Genomic DNA, 16,780 nt, shown 5'->3' with positions numbered 1-16,780 from the left:
TTCATGACGCCGTGACGGACCGGGAACTCCTCGACATGATCAAGGGCACGCCGTGGATCGACGGCCTGCTCACCCTTTTCGACTTCGAGGTCGACCGGGCCGCCGACGGACCGGTCGAGCCGGTGACCCTGCCGGGCGGCGAGCCGCTGGAGACGATCGCCGGCGACGGCTCCGGCGGCGCCTTCCTGCTCGTCGGCACGGATGCCGTGCGGCCGGTGCTCTACGTCGGCTCGGAGGGCGAGGGCGGCCTTGTCGCCGGGAGCCTCCGGGATGCGCTGGCCCTGGTCGTCGGCGTCTCCAGCCTGCACGACGCCACCGCCTTCCCGGTCGGCGAGAACGACGGCAGGGCCTTGCGTGACTTCCTGGCCCGCGCCGATGACGAGATCCGCGAGGACTGGCCGGAGCTCGACGACGACCGCGTTCGCCTGCGTGAGGCCCTCGGGCTGCGACCGGCCGACGACGACCTCCTGCGGTCGCTGCAGGCCGCGGCCGCGGATTCCGGCTTCCGGCCGGTCAACGAGTGGGGCGACCGGTACCGGCCGATGCTGCACTGGCTGGAGGACGCCGAGGAAGCGTCGCGCCGCACCGTCCAGGCATCTCCCGAGCCCCCGGCATCCCGGCCGGTGCGCCCGGATGAGCCGATGCCCGGGCAGCTCGGCCTGTTCTGACTGGATCGTCACCATGTCGGCAAGGAGGCGACCATGATCGGACTGCACCAGATCGCGTGGGGCGAGCTGCACCACGCCTATGGGCCCGCCGTTGACGTCCCCGGTCACCTGAGGGCCCTGCGCTCCCCTGATCCGGCTGTTCGCGGCCACGCGCTGAACGCCCTCTCGATCAGCGTCTGCCATCAGGGCACCCGCTGGGAGGTGAGCCCGGCGGTGATCCCGTTCCTGGTGGCGTTGATCGACGACCCCCGCACGCCCGCCCGCGGTGATCTCCTGCATCTGCTCACGTCGATCACCGTCGGCACCCGTCGCGATGACGACCTGCCGTTCGACCCCGCCCGGCAGTTCGCCGCCACCGGGCTCCTCGACGGCCGGGACACCACCGCCCTGGTGAACCGTTTCCACCTCGGGGACGACGAGTACACCGACGAGGAGACCACCCTGCTGGACGCGGTGGCGGTCGGCTGGGCGGCGGACTGCTACCGCCGTTGCGCCGGCTTCGCGCCCACGATCTCCCGCTGGACAGGCGATCCCGACGACGAGGTCGCGGCCCGTGCCGCGGCGCTGACCGCCTGGTTCCCCTCGGATCCCGCGACGGTCACCACCTGGCTGACCGTGCCGGCCGGCCGTGAACAGCCCCGGTCGTCCGCGAACCTGGCACTGGCCCACTGCCCCACACAGGACACCGCCGTCGACGCGGCGCTCCGGGACATGACGGTCACCGGTAGTGACCTCGTCGCGGTCACCGCCGCGGTCGCGGTCGCGTACCGCAAAGGCCCCGAGATCGACCCGTCCGCCCTCGGCACACTGATCGACGCCTCCGAGCAGGAATCCCTCCGCGACGTGACCGGCTGGAACCGCGCGACCCGTGGCTTCGTGATGCGCGCCCTCCGTCATACAGGCCTCTGAGTCTTCACCACGGGGCGTACCGAAAGGTGTTTACCACGTCACGAACCGGCCGTTTCCCGGCAGCGCGTTCGGCCGTACCCATGCGAAATGTTCGATGAATGTTGCTTTTTATGGGGATTAGGCCGCATATTCGTGGCGAGGGTCACGGGAAGGTCACGACAACCGGGGCGTCGTGGCCTCCGACATCGGGGTCATGACCCTCACCGGTGCACATGCGTCGGGAATCCGGCGCATCGCTCGGATCGGAGGTCGACCATGTCTTTCTCCACCTCACTGATGTCGCATACCGACGCGCCGATCGTCTACCTGGCCGGCGCGGCCGCATGCCTGCTCGTCGGACTGGCGTTCCTCAAGCGGACGCTGGCCCCGTTCGGACCGCTCCTGCGCGCCATGGCGGCGGCCACCGTGGTCACCGTCACCACCTTCGCGGCACTGGCGATGGTCGCCATGGCCGCCCTCACGTCGTGAACCCGAGCCCGGACCGCAGACCGGAGGAGGCAGCGACACATCTAAATACGTGAGAGCATGCGCTGGTTCCTGCTTCCCACCGGAAGGAGTGTCCATGCGCCGACTCGCCGTACGGGCGGGCGCCGCTCTCGCCCTGATCGCCGCCGTGGTCGCCGTGCCCAGTGCCGCGACCGCGGCGGCCCCGTCGATCAGCTGGTCCGCCTGCACCGAGACCACTCTGCTGGGTTTCGACTGCGCCACCTACGAAGTGCCGCTCGACCACGACAGACCAGGCGGCCCGACCACCACGATCGCCCTCTCCCGGCGCCCCGCCGACAACCAGGCCCAGAAGATCGGGACGATCTTCGTGAACCCGGGTGGCCCGGGCGGCGCCGGCCGGGGCATGGTGCGGTCCTCGGCCCGGATCGCGTCGCCCGAGGTCCTCGCCCGCTTCGATCTGGTCGGCTTCGACCCGCGCGGGATCGGGGCCAGCGACCCGGTCCAGTGTTTCCCGACCGACCTCGAGGCGGTCGCCCTGCTCGAACAGATGACGGGCGTGCCGGTCACCAAGGAGCAGATCAGCAGCACCCTCAAGGCCAACTGGGAGTACACCGAGGCCTGCAAGAGGAACATGGGCCCGCTGCTGACCCACATGAGCACGCTCAACGTGGCCAAGGACCTCGACCTGCTCCGGCAGGGCGCCGGCGACTCCCGACTGACGTACATCGGCTACTCCTACGGGACGCTGATCGGTGCCACGTACGCCAACCTGTTCCCGAAGAAGGTCCGGGCGATCATCATCGACGGCAACGTCGACCCCGACCAGCGGACCAACCACCGGCTGGAGAACAAGTTCGGCCGGGCCGGCGGCTTCGAGATCGCGCTCGCCGGGTTCCTCGCCGAATGCGACGAGGCCGGGCCGGCGTGCGCGTTCTCCGGTGACGCCCGGGGCAAGTTCGACCGGCTGCGGGACCGGCTGCGGCAGGGTCCGGCCGAGATCCCCGGCGGCGGCACCGTCACGCTCGACGACCTGATCGGGTACGTCGGCCAGATCCTCTACAACATGGCGAGCTTCCCGGTCGCGGCGCAGACGCTGCAGAACACCTACGACGTGATCCTCGGTGAACCGGCGGCGCTGCGGGCGACCGCCACCGGACTGCCGAAGGCACCCCCGGCCCGCGGCTGGCTCGGTGACGACTACGCGTTCAACAGCAACGACTCCTTCTACGCGGTGAACTGCGCGGACGCGCCACTGCCCCGCAATCCCGCGCTGTACCCGGCGTTCGCGGTCGCCTTCGAGAAGGCGCATCCGACCTTCGGCCGGGCCGAGGCCTTCAGCGAGGTCGGCTGCGCCAACTGGCCGGTCATCAGGGAGGCGTACGACGGGCCGTGGAACCGCCGCACCGCGCAGACCATCCTGGTCGTCAACCCGACCTACGACCCGGCGACCCGGTACGACTTCGCGGTCCGGATGACCCGCCAGCTCGGTAACGCACGGTTGCTGACACTGGACGGGTTCGGCCACACGAGCCGCTACAGCGCGTGTGTTACCAGCTGGTATACGCGTTACCTGCTGAACGGCGACCTGCCGCCGGCCGGCACCCGGTGCACGCAGGACGTCGCTCCGTTCCCGGCTGTCTGATGTCTGACCCGCCGGTGCCGACCCGCGGGGTCGGCACCGGCGGAAAGGCATGTCACACTGCACCGGCTCCCTTGATCGAAAGGCCGGTCCGTGTCCACGTTCGAAGACCTGTTCGCTCAGCATGTCGCCACCGGCATGGCTCGCCAGCTGGCGCTCGCCGACCTGCTCGGCGATCGAGGCTGGCAACTCGACTTGAACGCCGGATTGGTCACGTTCGGCAACGACCTGCGCTACCCGGTCCAGTTGTTGGGCACGGAGAGTCACGCGGACCGCACGTGGTTGTGGGCCTGGGCGAACAGCGCCAGCAACCTGGACCCGTCCCTGCTGCAACTGGCCGGCTGGCTGCGGGAGCACGGCCGCGCCGAGGGCATCCGCGAGTTCCACGAGCCGTCGCTGCGTCTGGACCACATCGACGGTCACCGTCTGTCGCTGGTCGCCTCGGGGCTGACCGGGCGGCCCTACTACCGGGGCACCTACAACGGTGGTGCGATCTTCTTCCACCTGGAGAACCTCCCGTCGAAGGTGCAGGGCGCGGTGCCGCCGGAGCGGGCGTTCACCGTTCTCGGTCAGGTGCTGCAGGCGTTCGCCGTCGATCACCGGACCGTGGTGGTCTCCTTCCTCCGTCAGCAGGGGTGGCGGGTCGACGACGGCAAGGGCGGTGTCCTCGGCCGGCACCCGGACGGCTCGCACATGCGCGTCAGCTTCGACCACCTGGGCCGCATCAGCGAGCTGACCGGGCAGGTGCAGCCCCACTGACATCGCCCGGCCCCTATGTTGGTGCGGTGAGCACACGCGACGTCCCCGCCCGGATCGGTGACCTACCGCCGATCGGCCGCCCCGCCAACAGCGCGCTGCTGCTGGCCGGCATCACCACCCTCGCCCAGGTCGCGGCCCGCAGCCGCCGGGAGTTGCTGGCCATGCACGGTGTCGGCCCGAAGGCGATCCGGATCCTGAACGCCGCCCTGGCCGAACAGGGCCACACGTTCGCCGGCGAGGCCCCGCGGTGATCCACACGATCGGCGTCCGGCCGGTGGCGCAGTACTGATGGACACCGCCTACGTCCTGATGCACAGCCCGCTGGTGGGCCCGTCGACCTGGGGGCCGGTGGCGCGGCGGCTGCCGAACGCGGTCGTGCCGTCGTTCCTGCACCTCGCCGACGCGGAGCCGCCGTTCTGGCCGCTGGTCGCCGCGACCGTGGCCGAGGCGGCCGGCCGGCTGCCCCGCGACACCGCGGTGGTGCTGGTCGCACACAGCAACGCGGGCCGGTTCATGCCGGTGGTCGTGGAGGCGGTCGACCGTACCGTCGAGGCCTGTGTCTTCGTCGACGCGTCGCTGCCGGCACGCCGCGGGATGACCCCGGGCGTCTCCCCCGCCCTGCTGGAGACAGCCCGCCGCAAGGCCGACGGCGGCCGGTTGCCGCCCTGGTCGCAGTGGTGGGACCAGGAGGAGATCGCCCGGATGTTCCCGGATCCGCAGACCATGCGGGCGATCTGCGAGGAGCAGCCCCGGCTGCCGCTGAGTTTCTTCGAGCAGCCCATCCCGGTGCCGGACGGCTGGGACGAGCGGCCCTGCGCGTTCCTGACGTTCCGCGAGGACCGCACCGGGAGCAACGACGCGGCCGAGGACGCCACGGAAGGTGACGATCCGAAGGTGCGGGACGCGCGGGAGCGCGGCTGGCCGGTCGCGTCGCTGCCGGGCCGGCATCTGCATCAGCTCGTCGATCCGGACGCGGTCGCGGAGGCGATCAGGAAGTTGTCACATTCGCGGTAGCGGCGGTGCTTACCTGGTGTGAAGCAACTGTTGAAGGAGCGGGAGGGCGCCGTGCCGGCCTCCGTGCGATCCGACCTGGAGCACATATTCCGGGCGGCCTATCCGACAGTGGTCGGGGTGGCCGCGCGGGTGCTCGGCTCGCGGGACGAGGCCGAGGACGTGGCCCAGGAGACGTTCCTGTCGTTCGGCCGGACGAACGTTCCCGCTGGTGAGGCGCTCGGCTGGCTGTGTGTGGCGGCCGCGCACACGGCTCTCAACCATCTGCGGTCCGGGCGGCGGCGGGTCACCCGGGAGGAGGCGGCGTCCGATCGGGCCGGGGTCTGCCCGGACGTCGCGGACACCGTCGTGGCAAAGGACGAGCACCAGAGGGTACGGGCGGCGCTGTCCCGCCTCCCCCGGAGACAGGCCGTGGCCCTGGTCCTGCGGCACAGCGGCCTGAGCTACGCCGAGGTGGCCGCCGCTCTCGATCTCTCCCCGGCCAGCGTCGGCACGACCGTGCGGCGGGCCGAGTCCGCTCTTCGTGAGGAGTTGAAGCGTCATGCGTCATCCCGGTGACGGCCTGCTGCGCCGGCTGCTGGACGAGCCGGACGGTGTGACCGACAGTGATCGTTCGCACGTCGATGACTGCGCGTCGTGTGCGACCCGTCTCGCGGAGGTGTCCCGCGACGCCGCCGACGTGGAGAGTGCCCTGCGGTTCGACGTGGACGTCGACGTCGACGCGGCCTGGGCCCGTCTCCTGGACGGCGCCGGACACGAAGCCCCGAGACCGGTCCGGCAGCGCCGACACCTGAAGAGGACCCCGGTGATCGCCGTCGTCGGGGTGCTGGCCCTGCTCGGCGGGGCATCGGCGGCCGCGGCCGGCAACTGGTTCCAGATCTTCCGCACCGAGCAGGTCACGCCGATCACGGTCCCGCAGGCCGACCTGGTGCGGCTGCCGGAGCTGGAGGAGTTCGGCAGCATGCGGGTGGAGAGCCGCCCGATGATCCGTGACGTGGAGGACGCGCGGACCGCCCGGGAGGCGACCGGGCTGGCCAGCCCCCGGATCACCAACCTGCCGGCCGGTGTGACCGGTCAGCCGCATTTCCTCGTCGGCGACAAGGTGCTCGGCGTGTTCACGTTCGACCGGGCCAAGGCGGAGAAGGCACTGGGGCGGGCGATCCCGGAGCCACCTCCCGGTCTGGAGGCGACCGAGTTCCGGCTGACCGCGGGGCCGGGCCTGGCCGCGGTGTGGCCGAGCAACAGCGGGGCGCCGGCGCTGATGATCGGGCGGGTGGTGGCGCCGAAGGGGTTCTCCAACGGGGTCCCGTTCGAGACGGCCCGCGACTATCTGCTGTCCCTGCCCGGGTTGCCGGCGTCGGTGTCCGGCCAGTTGAAGGCGTTCATGAAGGAGGGCGGGACGCTGCCGCTGATCGTGAACGAGGCCAGCGAGACGAGCTTCACCACCAAGGTCGGCAAGGCGCCGGCGACGGTGCTGTCCACCGAGGGCGGCTCCCTGTCGGCGGTGTTCTGGGTGGAGGGCGGCTTCATCAACGTGGCCGGCGGGTCGCTCAGCACCGACGAGGTGCTGCGGGTGGCCCGGGAGACCCGGTGGGCGACGTGACCGAGTCACCCGCGGTGTGGGCGTCCCACCTGCGTAAACGGTACAAGCGGCGGACCGCGGTCGACGGTGTCTCGTTCACTGTCGGCCGTGGCGAGGTGGTCGGGCTGCTGGGGCCGAACGGGGCCGGGAAGACCAGCGTGATCAAGATGATGCTGGGGTTGGTCCGGCCGGACGCCGGCGAGGTGATGCTGCTCGGGCGGCCGCACACCGACCCGGGGTCCCGGGAACGGGTCGGGTACCTGCCCGAACTGTTCCGCTACCAGCCGTGGCTCCGCGCCGACGAGGTGCTGCGGTTGCACGTACGGCTGGCGGGGGTGAAGGTCGGTGACCGTGAGCAGCGGGAGACGCTGGGCCTCGTCGGTCTCGCCGACCGGGCAGCCGATCGAGTGGGCGGTTTCTCGAAGGGCATGCAACAGCGGCTCGGTCTCGCGGTGGCCCTGGTGGCCGGCCCCGACCTGGTGGTCCTCGACGAGCCGACGAGCGCGCTCGATCCGCTGGGCCGGGCCGACGTGCGGGATCTGTTGCTGTCGCTGAAGGATCGTGGTGTCGCGGTCCTGCTGAACTCGCACCTGATCGGCGAGGTCGAACGGGTCTGCGACCGGGTGGTGATCCTCGATCACGGCCGGGTCGCCGCCTCCGGGACGCTCGCCGAGCTGCTCGGCCGCCGGACGCTGCGGCTGTCGCTGACCGGGGTGTCCGCCGAGGCCGAGGCCGTGCTCGAACCGTTCACCCGGGACGGCGACGCCTACACGATCGCCCTGCCCGAGGATGTCCCGGCGCTCGTCGCCGACCTGGTCAAGCGGGGTGTCCGGGTGCACGCCGTCGAGCCGGCCCGGATGAGCCTCGAGGAACGTCTGCTGGAAGTCCTGCGGGAGAGCGCATGAGAATCGTGCTGACCATCGCCGCGCTCACGCTGCGGGAGGCCGCGCGGCGTAAGGTGCTGCGGTCGCTGGCGGTGCTGACGACGGTCCTGCTGGCCCTGAGCGCCTGGGGGTTCTCCGAGATCGCCGCCGACTACGGCGGACTGACCAGTGGGGAGGCCAAGGTCTCCGGGTCGATCGTGCTGAACCTGGTGATGTTCGGTTTCAGCCTGATCGCCGCGCTCGGCACCGCGTTCCTGGCCGGGCCGACCCTGTCCGGTGAGGTCGAGTCGGGAGTGGCGCTGGCCATGATGACCCGTCCGATCCGGCGTGGCCAGGTGCTGACCGGAAAATGGCTGGGCCTCGTCGCGTTCGGGGCGGGGTTCGTGACGGTCGCGGGCGTCGCGCAGTTCGTGATCGTGCATCTGGCCGTCGGCTACTGGCCGCCGCACCCGGTGACCGGTCTGGCGCTGCTGGCCGGGCAGACCGCCGCGCTGCTCACGCTGGGGCTGCTGTTCTCGACGGCGATCTCGCCGATGGCCTCGGGAATCGTCGCGGTGGGCCTGTTCGGGGCGACGTGGATCGCCGGGATCGTCGGTTCGGTCGGCAGCGCGCTAGGCAACCCGCGCGTCGCCATGGTCGGCACGGTGTCGCGGATGTTGCTGCCGACGGACGGGCTCTGGCGCGGCGCGATGAACTCCTTTCAGGATCCCGCGCTGATCGCGCAGACCGGTTCCGGGGTGGAGGAGTCACCGTTCCTGAGCATGCACCCGCTCACCGGCACCTACCTGCTGTGGGCCGCGATCTGGACCGTGCTGGTGCTGTCACTGGCCGCGCTGTCGTTCCAGCGCCGCGACCTGTGACCGCAACCGATCACGATAGGCACGGGCCCGGACCAGCACGACGACCGCCGCGGCGATCATCAGCAGTCCGGGCCCGGCCGCCAGTGGGCCCGCGACGATACCGGTGACCAGGGTGGTCACGGTGGTGAAGACGACCGCGAGCCGGCCGGCGATCACCCGGTCATCGGCGAACAGCGGACGTTTCCACGACGTCCAGGCCGCGAGCACGGCCCAGGCCAGTCCGACAAAGATCAACCCCGCAAACGCCGCTGCGGTACGGGTGGGCAGGCTCCCCGGTTCGGTCGCCCACAGTGTCGCGATCAGCCCGGCGCCGGTGAACCCAGCGATCCCGGCGGCCAGCAGCCCCCGCGACACCGGACGGATGACCTGCTCGGGGCGGTCACCGGCTCGGCGACGGGCTCGTCGTCGTGCCCCGGTTTCAGGGTGGCCTGGACCGAACGGCGGGCGATGGTGAGCAGCCAGGGGGCGAAACGTTCGGGTTGCCGCAGGCCGGGCAGGGCCCGCAGCGCCCGGGCCCACGCCTCCTGGCTGACGTCGTCGGCCCGGGCCCGGTCACCGAGCATCGCCCGCACGTAACGCCACACCGGCAGGTGCCAGCGCCCGACCAGTTCGCCGAGGGCCTGCCGGTCCCCGAGTTGCGCCCGCACCACGAGCAGCGCGTCCCGTTCCGCATCCGTCACACCCAGAGAGTGCGCGGCGCGGCGATTTGGGTTCACGTTTGTCATGGGGCAAGATCTCCCGGTGCTGCCCGAGGAAGAGTTCGACACGTCCGTCCTGCCCGAGCGTCTCCGCCGGATCCTGACCGTGATCCGCGACGCCGCCGTGAAGTACGGGTATGCCCCGTCGTCCCGTGAGATCGCCGACGCGCTCGGGATGTCATCGTCCTCGGTGAGCCGCCATCTGCGCACCCTCGAGGAGCACGGTTTCCTGCGCCGCGGCCGGACGGTGTCGCGCCCGGTCGACATCCGGATGTTCCTGGAGCCGGCCGAGCCCGCCCGCGAGCCGGCTGACACGGTCGGTGTCCCGCTGGTCGGCACGATCGCCGCCGGCACCCCGATCCTGGCCGCCGAGCACGCCGAGGAGCTGCTCAACCTCCCTCGTGACCTGGTCGGCCGGGGCACCCTGTTCAGTCTCCGCGTCCGGGGCGACTCGATGATCGACGCCGCGATCTGCGACGGTGACATCGTGGTGGTCCGTCAGCAGTCCGAGGCGTGGAACGGCGACATCGTGGCCGCGATGATCGACGAGGAGGCGACGGTGAAGGCCTTCCAGCGCCGCGGCGGCCACGTGTTCCTGGAGCCCCGCAACCCGGCCCACGACCCGATCCCGGGCGACGAGGCGGTCGTCCTGGGCAAGGTCGTCTCGGTCCTGCGTCGCGTCTGAGGCCGGAAGGGGGATGACATACTTCCCGGCGGACGTGAACCAACGGGGGGGAGTTCCACCTTGCCTGAAACCGCCGGCAACCGGGATGAATGGATCTACGTCGTCACCGACATCGAGGTCGACGGGCCCTGGCCCGGAGCCAACTCGATGAGGTCGTTCGCGTCGGTCGCGGTCACCGCCGACGGGGAGGAGCGAGGCGCGTTCGAAGCCGTTCTCGAACCGCTTCCCGGTGCGGCGCCCAACCCCGACACCTACGCCTGGTTCCAGACCCATCCGGAGGCGTGGGCGGCGGCGACAACCGACCCGCAGCCGATCCCGCAGGTGCTGACGCGGTACGTCGCATGGGTCCAGAGCCTTCCCGGGCCGCGCATGTTCACGGCCTCCCCGATCGCCTTCGACGGCAACTGGGTCGACTACTACCTGCGACGTTTCACGCCCTACGGCGTGATCCAGGGTCCCTATGAGAAGGACAGGCTCTTCGACGGTCCCGGCCTGTGCCTCCGCAGCTACGCCGCAGCCGTGGTGGGACGCCCGGTCGCCGAGATCTCGGCCGGGAGTCTGCCGGCCGAATGGTACGGCGACATCCCGCACACCCACCGTGCGATCGACGATGCCCGCGGTTACGCACACCTGCTCGGCGTCCTGTTCCGGCGAGCACGGGCGCTCCAGGCTCCGGCCGGTTGACTCACCATCGACCGGCCCCGGCGCACGCCCTACCGTGGTCCGGGAGGTGACCGGCGATGAAGCAGTTCGATCAGGGGCACCTGCAGGCGATACGCCAGCTGCCGCGTTTTCCCGAGGAGAACGCGCAGCAGCCCTGCCCCGCGTGCGGGAAGGTCACGCTGCGCCACTACATGCATCTGGTCGAGGGGCGCAGCCTACCGACGGCCATCATCATCACCTGGTGCGGCTCGTGCCGGCGCCACCACGACTCGATGGTCATCCTGCCGCAGGGCCTCACCTTCACCGATCCGCTCGGGCATCTGGGCCGCGCCGAGCGGCAGTGCATGGGCACCGGGGAGATGCTTGAGCTGCTCGACCGGATGTGGAGCTCCGGCCGGGCGCCGCAGACGTTCGTGATCCCGCCGGGCCCACCTCGGTACCCGACCGGCCCGCCGAAGGATGCCCGGGAGCAAGAGCCGGGCCGCCGCCGGAGGGACGCACCCGTCCGGCGGCGGAAGGACCGGTGATCGCCTAGTCGCGGGTGGCGCGCAGCAGGAAACCCGCCAGGGTGCCGCCGACCGAGACCACGTCGACGGGCGTGACCGTCACCCCGGTCCAGATAGGCGCGGCGAAGGCCGTGAGCAGGTAGTCCTCGGTGACACCCCAGCCGTGCGCACCGGCCGCCGAGATGGCCAGCAGCGTCAGGCTGCCACCGGGAACGACGAGCCGGGGCAGCAGGTCGAGGTAGTCGTCGACTCCGCCGTACCGGTGAAGGCTGTGCAGCAGACCCGAGTCGACGACCGCGTCGAACGGGTCGAGGGCCAGGTTGCGGGCGTCGCCGACCCGGAAGTCGACGGTCAGGCCCGCGGCGTCGGCCTTGGCGCGGGCCTGACCGATCGCGACGGCCGAGATGTCGACCCCGGTGACCTGGTGGCCGCGACGGGCGAGGGCGAGTGACACCTCCCCGCTGCCGCAGCCGATGTCGAGGACCCGGTGCCCGCTGATGTCGAGGTCGAGGGCCGGCTGCGCGATGCCGATCTCCCAGGGCGCGGTGCCGTCGCGGTAGATCCCGTCGTAGTCGGTCACGGCTCCTCGACCCCGCTGATCCGGTATTTGCGCACGTCAGCCGCGAGGATCTCGGGCAGCGAAGGCTCCGGGCCGGGTGTCCCCCGGAAACGCAGCAGGTCGTCGTCGGACTCCCACCGCTCGTAGACGGTGATCCGGGCCGGGTCGAGCGGATCGGGCGCCTGCACGAAGTCGAGGCACCCGTCGGCCTTCCGCGCCAGGCGGGTCACGTCGGCGACCCCGTCGAGGTAGCGGTCACGTTCGGACGGATCGACCCGGAGCACCCCGGCAATGATGATCAATTGTCCTCCCCCGTCGGATGTGTCCCCCCGAGTCAATCATGTCGCGGCAGGGCCGCCACCCCGTCGAGGAGGCGTTCCAGCCCGAAGTGGAACGAGCGATCCGGGTCGCTGACCGCGTTGTACTCCTCGCCGGCGGCCGTGCCGACCCGTCCGGCCAGCGGATACGCCCCGGGCGGCATGACCCGCTCCAGGATCGGCGCGTTCGCCTCCCACCACTGGAGGTCGGAGATGCCGGAGTCCTCGACCGTGGTGCGGGCCAGGATCGAGGTACGCGCGGTGCCGGCGGTGAGGTGGGCGACCATGGTGATGATCTGGTCCATGTCGAGGTCGCTGAAGCCGGCGCCCTCGACGGCGGCGAGCTGCCACTCGTAGCGGTCGCAGCCGTGCGGCCCGATCCACGGCCGGCTGCTCTCGACCTGGAGCAGCCACGGGTGGCGGTGGTATTCGTCCCACTGGTGGCGGGCGACCGCGGTCAGGTCGGCACGCCAGTCCCCCTGGTGCGGCGGGTGCGGGACCTCGCCGATGACCTGGTCGACCATCAGCCCGATGAGTTCGGAGCGGCCCGGCACGTACGTGTAGATCGACATCAGTTTGAGCCCGAGCCGGTCGGCGACCTTGCGCATGGAGAAGGCCGGCAGCCCGTCGGCGTCGGCGACCGCGATCCCGGCCTGGATGACCTCGTCGACGCTGACCCGCTGTTTCGGCCCTCGCCGGCCCTGCGGGAGGCCGAGGGTGTGCCGCCACAGCAGGGTCATCGTGCGGGTGAGGTCGTCCGGTTTCTCCATGTGCCAAATCTACCCCGTGAGGTGTACGGTGTTCCCCGCGATAATTTTCCGTAAGGCATACGGAGTTTAAGGAGCACTCGTGCACACGCTCATCGCCGAAGGACTGCGCAAGCGATACGGCGACCTGGCCGCCCTGGACGGGTTCGATCTGCACGTGCCGGCCGGTGTCATCCACGGCCTGCTCGGGCCGAACGGCGCCGGCAAGACCACCGCGGTGAAGGCCCTGGCCACCCTGATCGACATCGACGAGGGCACGGCGACGGTCGCCGGGTTCGACGTGCGCACCCGGTCCGCCGGGGTGCGCCGCAGCATCGGCCTGGTCGGGCAGAACGCGGCCGTCGACGAGATCCTCAGCGGCCGGCAGAACCTGATCATGTTCGGTCGCCTCTTCGGCCTCAACAGGTCCGATGCGCAGACCCGCGCCGGTGACCTGCTGGCGGCGTTCGGGCTGGCCGAGGCCGCGGACCGCCCGGTGAAGACCTACTCCGGCGGCATGCGGCGGCGCCTCGACATCGCGGCCGGCCTGATCCTCACCCCGGCCGTGCTCTTCCTCGACGAGCCGACCACCGGCCTCGACCCGCGCGCCCGCAACGAGGTGTGGACCAGCATCCGGGAGGTCGCCGCCCGCGGCACCACGGTCCTGCTGACCACGCAGTACCTGGACGAGGCCGACCAGCTGGCCTCCGGGATCACCGTCGTCGACCACGGCCGGGTGATCGCCGCGGGCACCCCGGAGCAGCTCAAACGCCAGGTCGGCGGCGACCGGGTGACGGTCACCCTGCGCGGGAGGATCGAGGAGACCGCACGGCTGCTGGGCGGCGAGGCGGACGAGGAGAACCAGACGATCACGATCGAGGTGACGTCCGGGCTGATCGACGTCGTCCGCCGGATCGACGACCTGGGCGTCGCCGTCGAGGACCTGCAGCTTCGCCGGCCCACCCTGGACGAGGCGTTCCTGAAACTGACCAGCAAGGAGGCCGTCCGATGACGACGATGCGCGCGGGTTGGATCCTCACCCGGCGGGAGCTCGCCCACTGGCGGCGCGAGCCCTGGGGCCCGATCTTCGGCCTGATGTTCTCGATCATGCTGTTGCTGGTCTTCGGGTTCCTGTTCGGCGGGGCCATCAACGTGCCCGGCGGCGGCGACTACATCGCGTTCCTGCTGCCCGGCATGATGGCGCTGAGCATGATGTTCGGTGTCGAGACGACGGCCACGAAGATGGCCGCCGACGCGGGCAAGGGCATCACCGACAGGTTCCGGTCCATGCCGATCGGCAGCGCGTCGGTGGCGCTCGGCCGGGTCGGCGCCGACATGACCAACTCGGCGGCCGAACTCGCGGTCCTCATCGTGGGCGGTCTGGCGATCGGCTGGCGCATCACGTCGGATCCCGGTTCGGCTGCTCTGGCCGTACTCCTGCTGCTGCTCCTGAGGTTTTCGATGTTGTGGATCGGCATCTTCGTGGGCCTGAGCGTCCGCGGGGGCGGTGCGACGGCGGCCGTGCAGGTGCTGGTGTGGCCGATCGGTTTCCTGTCGACGGCGATCGTGTCGGCCGAGACGATGCCGGCCTGGCTGGGCGCGGTCGCCGCGTGGAATCCGCTGTCGGCGACGGCGACCGCGGCCCGGGAGCTGTTCGGCAATCCGACCGGCATGACCGGCGGGGTGCTGGCCGAGCACGCGGTGTGGCTGGCGCTCGGCTGGCCGCTGGTGATCGCCGCGATCTTCATCCCGCTGTCCGCGCGGGCGTACCGGCGGCTACGGGACTAACCTGCGGCGCACTCCGCGTTTGACACGGGCGATCATCCCGGTGTGCGGCTGGGGCACCTGCTGGTGCAGTGCGTCCGCGTGGGCGATCATGCCGACGATGGTCTCGATCGCGGCGTTCAGGATCTGTCTGTCGTCGAGGGCGTCCGGGCTGGTCGACTCGTTCATCCGGCCCGGGCGCAGCTCGGCCAGGTCGCCCACGATGTGGCAGGGGTAGTCCTGGATCTCCTTGATCTGCTGGTCGGCGAGTTCGGCGACCCAGTCGGCGCGGTCCAGGCCGACGCCGAAACGCATGTCGTTGTCGCGTCGCTGCAGCACCGCACGCAGCAGGTGCTGGTGCACGACCCGCTGGTAGGGCATCCGGTGCGGGTAGAGGTCGCCGAGCGCGTCGTTGACCCGGCGCAGCACCTCGATCTCCGGGGCGCCGAGCGACGGGTTCGACTCGGGCGCGGCCGGTTCGCAGACCCCGTCGGGGATGCCGAAGATCCCGGCGAACCGCCGCCACAGCAGGTCGTGCGGCGCGCCCGGCTGCGGGACGGTGACGATGTGGCGCTGCGCGGCGGGGACCAGGTCGCCCCAGCGCTGGAACATCCGGTTCGCCGTGTAGTGATCCCAGAACCCGTCGAACCTCCCCTTCTCGACAGCGGTCAGGAAGTCCCCGAAACGCCAGGTGCTGCGAGCGCGGATGCTCTGCTGCCACATCGACGGGAAGGTACGCCACAGATCACGGGCGGCCACGACGATGTGGACCTCGGCCGGGTGCAGGCTCTCCACCGCCCGCCGGGCCTGCTCGGCGGTGGCGGCGCCGAGACCCTCGCTGGTCACGATCACGTCGCCGGGCCATTTCGCGAAGCGTTCGAGCAGCCGGTCCCACGTCCAGTAGAGCTCGGGATCGCGCCACGGCACCTGCCGCAGATCGGTCATCGCCTGGTCGTGGGCGCTGAACGTGGCCGGTACCAGGACGCCGGCCCGCTCCAGCACCTCGGTGTTGCTGAAGAGCACGTTCTGCACATAGGTGCTGCCGGTCTTCGGTGCCCCGATGTGCACGAACACACGCTTCGGCATACTTTCTCCCACCTTCCGGCCACTGCTAATTCATGATCAACAGAGCAGATGAAAGGTTGGTGACACATTGCTGTATCACTTGTTTAAAACATCAGAACCTTTGCCCATCCGGTACGGGTGACACCGCCCCGGAAGCAACGACGCCGTCCCGGACCACGACGCGACGCCGATGACCACTTCCGGCCGCGACGCCGCTGCGGGCTGAATGCGGTGGAGACAGGGCAGGATGTCACCATGGCCTGGTTCGTCTATCGCTCGCCGTACCACGGTGTCCTCGGCAAACACGTGCGCCGCCTGCCCGACGCCACCGTCCTCGACTGGTTCCGCCGCGGCTGGGTGGAGTCCGCCCCCGACCCCGACGCCTGGATCGAGGCCGAGCTCGGCGTCGAGGTCTACGGCCTGCACACCATCTTCGACGAGGTCGGCTGCCAGTCCCTGCCCGCGCCGGCGACCATGGCCGAGCTGCGCAGACTGCTGAAGAAGCACCTGTATGTCGAAGGCAAGGTGAGCGTCGACTCCCACAGCGTCCGCGCCCTGACCGACGACGACGAGGTGCCGCTGGCCTACTTCTTCCTCGACGACGAGGTCGTCACCGGCCGCCCGGGCCGCCTCACCTACCTCGTCCACGGCGAGTGGCCGCTCCCGGCCGAGCCCGGCCCGCCCGGCGAGCCGAGGACGACCCTGGCCTTCTCGCGGATCGGCGACGTCGACTGGGACACCCAGTCCGCGGTGGTCCGGGTCCCCGGCGTCCGGCTGCCCGACCTGGCGGCCTGGTTACGGACCACCGCCGAGTGGCCCGAGGAACTGACCCTGCTGCGCGGCTGCATCGGCCCCGACGATGATCTCGCCGCCGCCCTGGACCGGATGAACCGCTGGGGTGCCTGGAACGATCAGGAACTCGACCTCACCGGCATGCACGGCGACCACGACCAGGCCCACCGCGTCGCCCTCGACGTGATGGACGAGGTCGCCGGCCACGAGATCGTCCCCGGCCCCC

Annotated in this window: 22 protein-coding genes; 16 read left to right on the top strand and 6 right to left on the bottom strand. The window is 70.8% G+C overall.

What is annotated here, in order from left to right; translation table 11 throughout:
• The first annotated feature begins 11 nt into the window (after positions 1 to 11).
• From ACFO0C_RS25955 to ACFO0C_RS25905, 11 genes are all read left to right on the top strand, one after another.
• The gene (locus ACFO0C_RS25955; protein WP_378069289.1) at positions 12 to 668 is read left to right on the top strand and encodes a hypothetical protein; all 657 of its coding nucleotides are present in this window, start codon (positions 12 to 14) and stop codon (positions 666 to 668) included.
• Between the two features lie 33 nt (positions 669 to 701).
• On the top strand, positions 702 to 1,577 hold the full coding sequence (locus ACFO0C_RS25950; protein WP_378069288.1) for a hypothetical protein: 876 nt from the start codon (positions 702 to 704) through the stop codon (positions 1,575 to 1,577).
• Between the two features lie 255 nt (positions 1,578 to 1,832).
• Complete coding sequence (locus ACFO0C_RS25945) at positions 1,833 to 2,045, top strand: hypothetical protein (RefSeq protein WP_378069287.1); 213 nt, start codon at positions 1,833 to 1,835, stop codon at positions 2,043 to 2,045.
• A 94-nt stretch (positions 2,046 to 2,139) separates the two neighbouring features.
• Positions 2,140 to 3,666: an alpha/beta hydrolase gene (locus ACFO0C_RS25940; protein WP_378069286.1), complete on the top strand. Its 1,527-nt coding sequence runs from the start codon at positions 2,140 to 2,142 to the stop codon at positions 3,664 to 3,666.
• A 90-nt stretch (positions 3,667 to 3,756) separates the two neighbouring features.
• Positions 3,757 to 4,422: a DUF6882 domain-containing protein gene (locus ACFO0C_RS25935; RefSeq protein WP_378069285.1), complete on the top strand. Its 666-nt coding sequence runs from the start codon at positions 3,757 to 3,759 to the stop codon at positions 4,420 to 4,422.
• A 26-nt stretch (positions 4,423 to 4,448) separates the two neighbouring features.
• The gene (locus ACFO0C_RS25930; RefSeq protein WP_378069284.1) at positions 4,449 to 4,673 is read left to right on the top strand and encodes a DNA-binding protein; all 225 of its coding nucleotides are present in this window, start codon (positions 4,449 to 4,451) and stop codon (positions 4,671 to 4,673) included.
• A 37-nt stretch (positions 4,674 to 4,710) separates the two neighbouring features.
• Positions 4,711 to 5,436: an alpha/beta hydrolase gene (locus ACFO0C_RS25925; protein ID WP_378069283.1), complete on the top strand. Its 726-nt coding sequence runs from the start codon at positions 4,711 to 4,713 to the stop codon at positions 5,434 to 5,436.
• Between the two features lie 18 nt (positions 5,437 to 5,454).
• On the top strand, positions 5,455 to 5,991 hold the full coding sequence (locus ACFO0C_RS25920; RefSeq protein WP_378069282.1) for a sigma-70 family RNA polymerase sigma factor: 537 nt from the start codon (positions 5,455 to 5,457) through the stop codon (positions 5,989 to 5,991).
• Positions 5,975 to 7,036 carry a hypothetical protein gene (locus tag ACFO0C_RS25915; RefSeq protein WP_378069281.1) on the top strand — a complete coding sequence of 354 codons (1,062 nt, stop codon included), beginning with the start codon at positions 5,975 to 5,977 and terminating at the stop codon, positions 7,034 to 7,036. The genes ACFO0C_RS25920 and ACFO0C_RS25915 overlap by 17 nt, the downstream gene beginning before the upstream one ends.
• Positions 7,024 to 7,920, top strand: coding sequence for an ABC transporter ATP-binding protein (locus ACFO0C_RS25910; RefSeq protein WP_378069280.1), 897 nt, complete (start codon positions 7,024 to 7,026; stop codon positions 7,918 to 7,920). The genes ACFO0C_RS25915 and ACFO0C_RS25910 overlap by 13 nt, the downstream gene beginning before the upstream one ends.
• Positions 7,917 to 8,759 (top strand): ABC transporter permease, encoded by an 843-nt coding sequence (locus ACFO0C_RS25905; protein ID WP_378069279.1) that lies wholly within the window; start codon positions 7,917 to 7,919, stop codon positions 8,757 to 8,759. The genes ACFO0C_RS25910 and ACFO0C_RS25905 overlap by 4 nt, the downstream gene beginning before the upstream one ends.
• Here ACFO0C_RS25905 and ACFO0C_RS25900 read toward each other — a convergent pair.
• Positions 8,721 to 9,113 carry a hypothetical protein gene (locus ACFO0C_RS25900; protein ID WP_378069278.1) on the bottom strand — a complete coding sequence of 131 codons (393 nt, stop codon included), beginning with the start codon at positions 9,111 to 9,113 and terminating at the stop codon, positions 8,721 to 8,723. The two genes, ACFO0C_RS25905 and ACFO0C_RS25900, sit on opposite strands and share 39 nt — an antisense overlap.
• Positions 9,059 to 9,439 (bottom strand): RNA polymerase sigma factor, encoded by a 381-nt coding sequence (locus ACFO0C_RS25895; protein ID WP_378069277.1) that lies wholly within the window; start codon positions 9,437 to 9,439, stop codon positions 9,059 to 9,061. Before ACFO0C_RS25895 ends, ACFO0C_RS25900 begins: the two co-directional genes overlap by 55 nt.
• A gap of 43 nt (positions 9,440 to 9,482) precedes the next feature.
• Here ACFO0C_RS25895 and lexA point away from each other — a divergent pair, with 43 nt between their 5' ends.
• The 3 genes from lexA to ACFO0C_RS25880 are packed head-to-tail and all read left to right on the top strand — an operon-like array spanning position 9,483 to position 11,332.
• The gene (gene lexA, locus ACFO0C_RS25890; protein WP_378069276.1) at positions 9,483 to 10,142 is read left to right on the top strand and encodes a transcriptional repressor LexA; all 660 of its coding nucleotides are present in this window, start codon (positions 9,483 to 9,485) and stop codon (positions 10,140 to 10,142) included.
• Positions 10,143 to 10,202: 60 nt separating this feature from the next.
• Entirely contained in the window at positions 10,203 to 10,826 is a 624-nt protein-coding gene (locus ACFO0C_RS25885; RefSeq protein ID WP_378069275.1) for an exonuclease, read from the top strand.
• Between the two features lie 56 nt (positions 10,827 to 10,882).
• Positions 10,883 to 11,332, top strand: a complete 450-nt coding sequence (locus ACFO0C_RS25880; RefSeq protein ID WP_378069274.1) for a hypothetical protein — start codon at positions 10,883 to 10,885, stop codon at positions 11,330 to 11,332.
• A gap of 4 nt (positions 11,333 to 11,336) precedes the next feature.
• Here the strand turns inward: ACFO0C_RS25880 and ACFO0C_RS25875 are convergent, their stop codons facing one another.
• From ACFO0C_RS25875 to ACFO0C_RS25865, 3 genes are read right to left on the bottom strand one after another with little or no spacing between them, the layout of a single operon-like run.
• Positions 11,337 to 11,891 (bottom strand): class I SAM-dependent methyltransferase, encoded by a 555-nt coding sequence (locus tag ACFO0C_RS25875; protein ID WP_378069273.1) that lies wholly within the window; start codon positions 11,889 to 11,891, stop codon positions 11,337 to 11,339.
• Entirely contained in the window at positions 11,888 to 12,172 is a 285-nt protein-coding gene (locus tag ACFO0C_RS25870) for a putative quinol monooxygenase (RefSeq protein WP_378069272.1), read from the bottom strand. The genes ACFO0C_RS25875 and ACFO0C_RS25870 overlap by 4 nt, the downstream gene beginning before the upstream one ends.
• A 32-nt stretch (positions 12,173 to 12,204) precedes the next feature.
• Entirely contained in the window at positions 12,205 to 12,957 is a 753-nt protein-coding gene (locus ACFO0C_RS25865; RefSeq protein WP_378069271.1) for a TetR/AcrR family transcriptional regulator C-terminal domain-containing protein, read from the bottom strand.
• A 79-nt stretch (positions 12,958 to 13,036) separates the two neighbouring features.
• Here ACFO0C_RS25865 and ACFO0C_RS25860 point away from each other — a divergent pair, with 79 nt between their 5' ends.
• Together ACFO0C_RS25860 and ACFO0C_RS25855 are read left to right on the top strand one after the other, a co-directional pair.
• On the top strand, positions 13,037 to 13,945 hold the full coding sequence (locus tag ACFO0C_RS25860; RefSeq protein ID WP_378069270.1) for an ATP-binding cassette domain-containing protein: 909 nt from the start codon (positions 13,037 to 13,039) through the stop codon (positions 13,943 to 13,945).
• A complete protein-coding gene (locus ACFO0C_RS25855; RefSeq protein ID WP_378069269.1) occupies positions 13,942 to 14,721 on the top strand; it encodes an ABC transporter permease in 780 nt (259 codons plus the stop codon). Before ACFO0C_RS25860 ends, ACFO0C_RS25855 begins: the two co-directional genes overlap by 4 nt.
• Here ACFO0C_RS25855 and ACFO0C_RS25850 read toward each other — a convergent pair.
• Positions 14,710 to 15,783 (bottom strand): hypothetical protein, encoded by a 1,074-nt coding sequence (locus ACFO0C_RS25850; RefSeq protein WP_378069268.1) that lies wholly within the window; start codon positions 15,781 to 15,783, stop codon positions 14,710 to 14,712. The two genes, ACFO0C_RS25855 and ACFO0C_RS25850, sit on opposite strands and share 12 nt — an antisense overlap.
• Positions 15,784 to 16,780 lie beyond the last annotated feature (997 nt).

Source organism: Actinoplanes subglobosus, from assembly GCF_042650585.1.
GTDB lineage: Bacteria > Actinomycetota > Actinomycetes > Mycobacteriales > Micromonosporaceae > Actinoplanes > Actinoplanes subglobosus.
The sequence above is the reverse complement of the archived record's forward strand: the minus strand, read 5'-3'. Positions and strand labels throughout refer to the sequence as shown.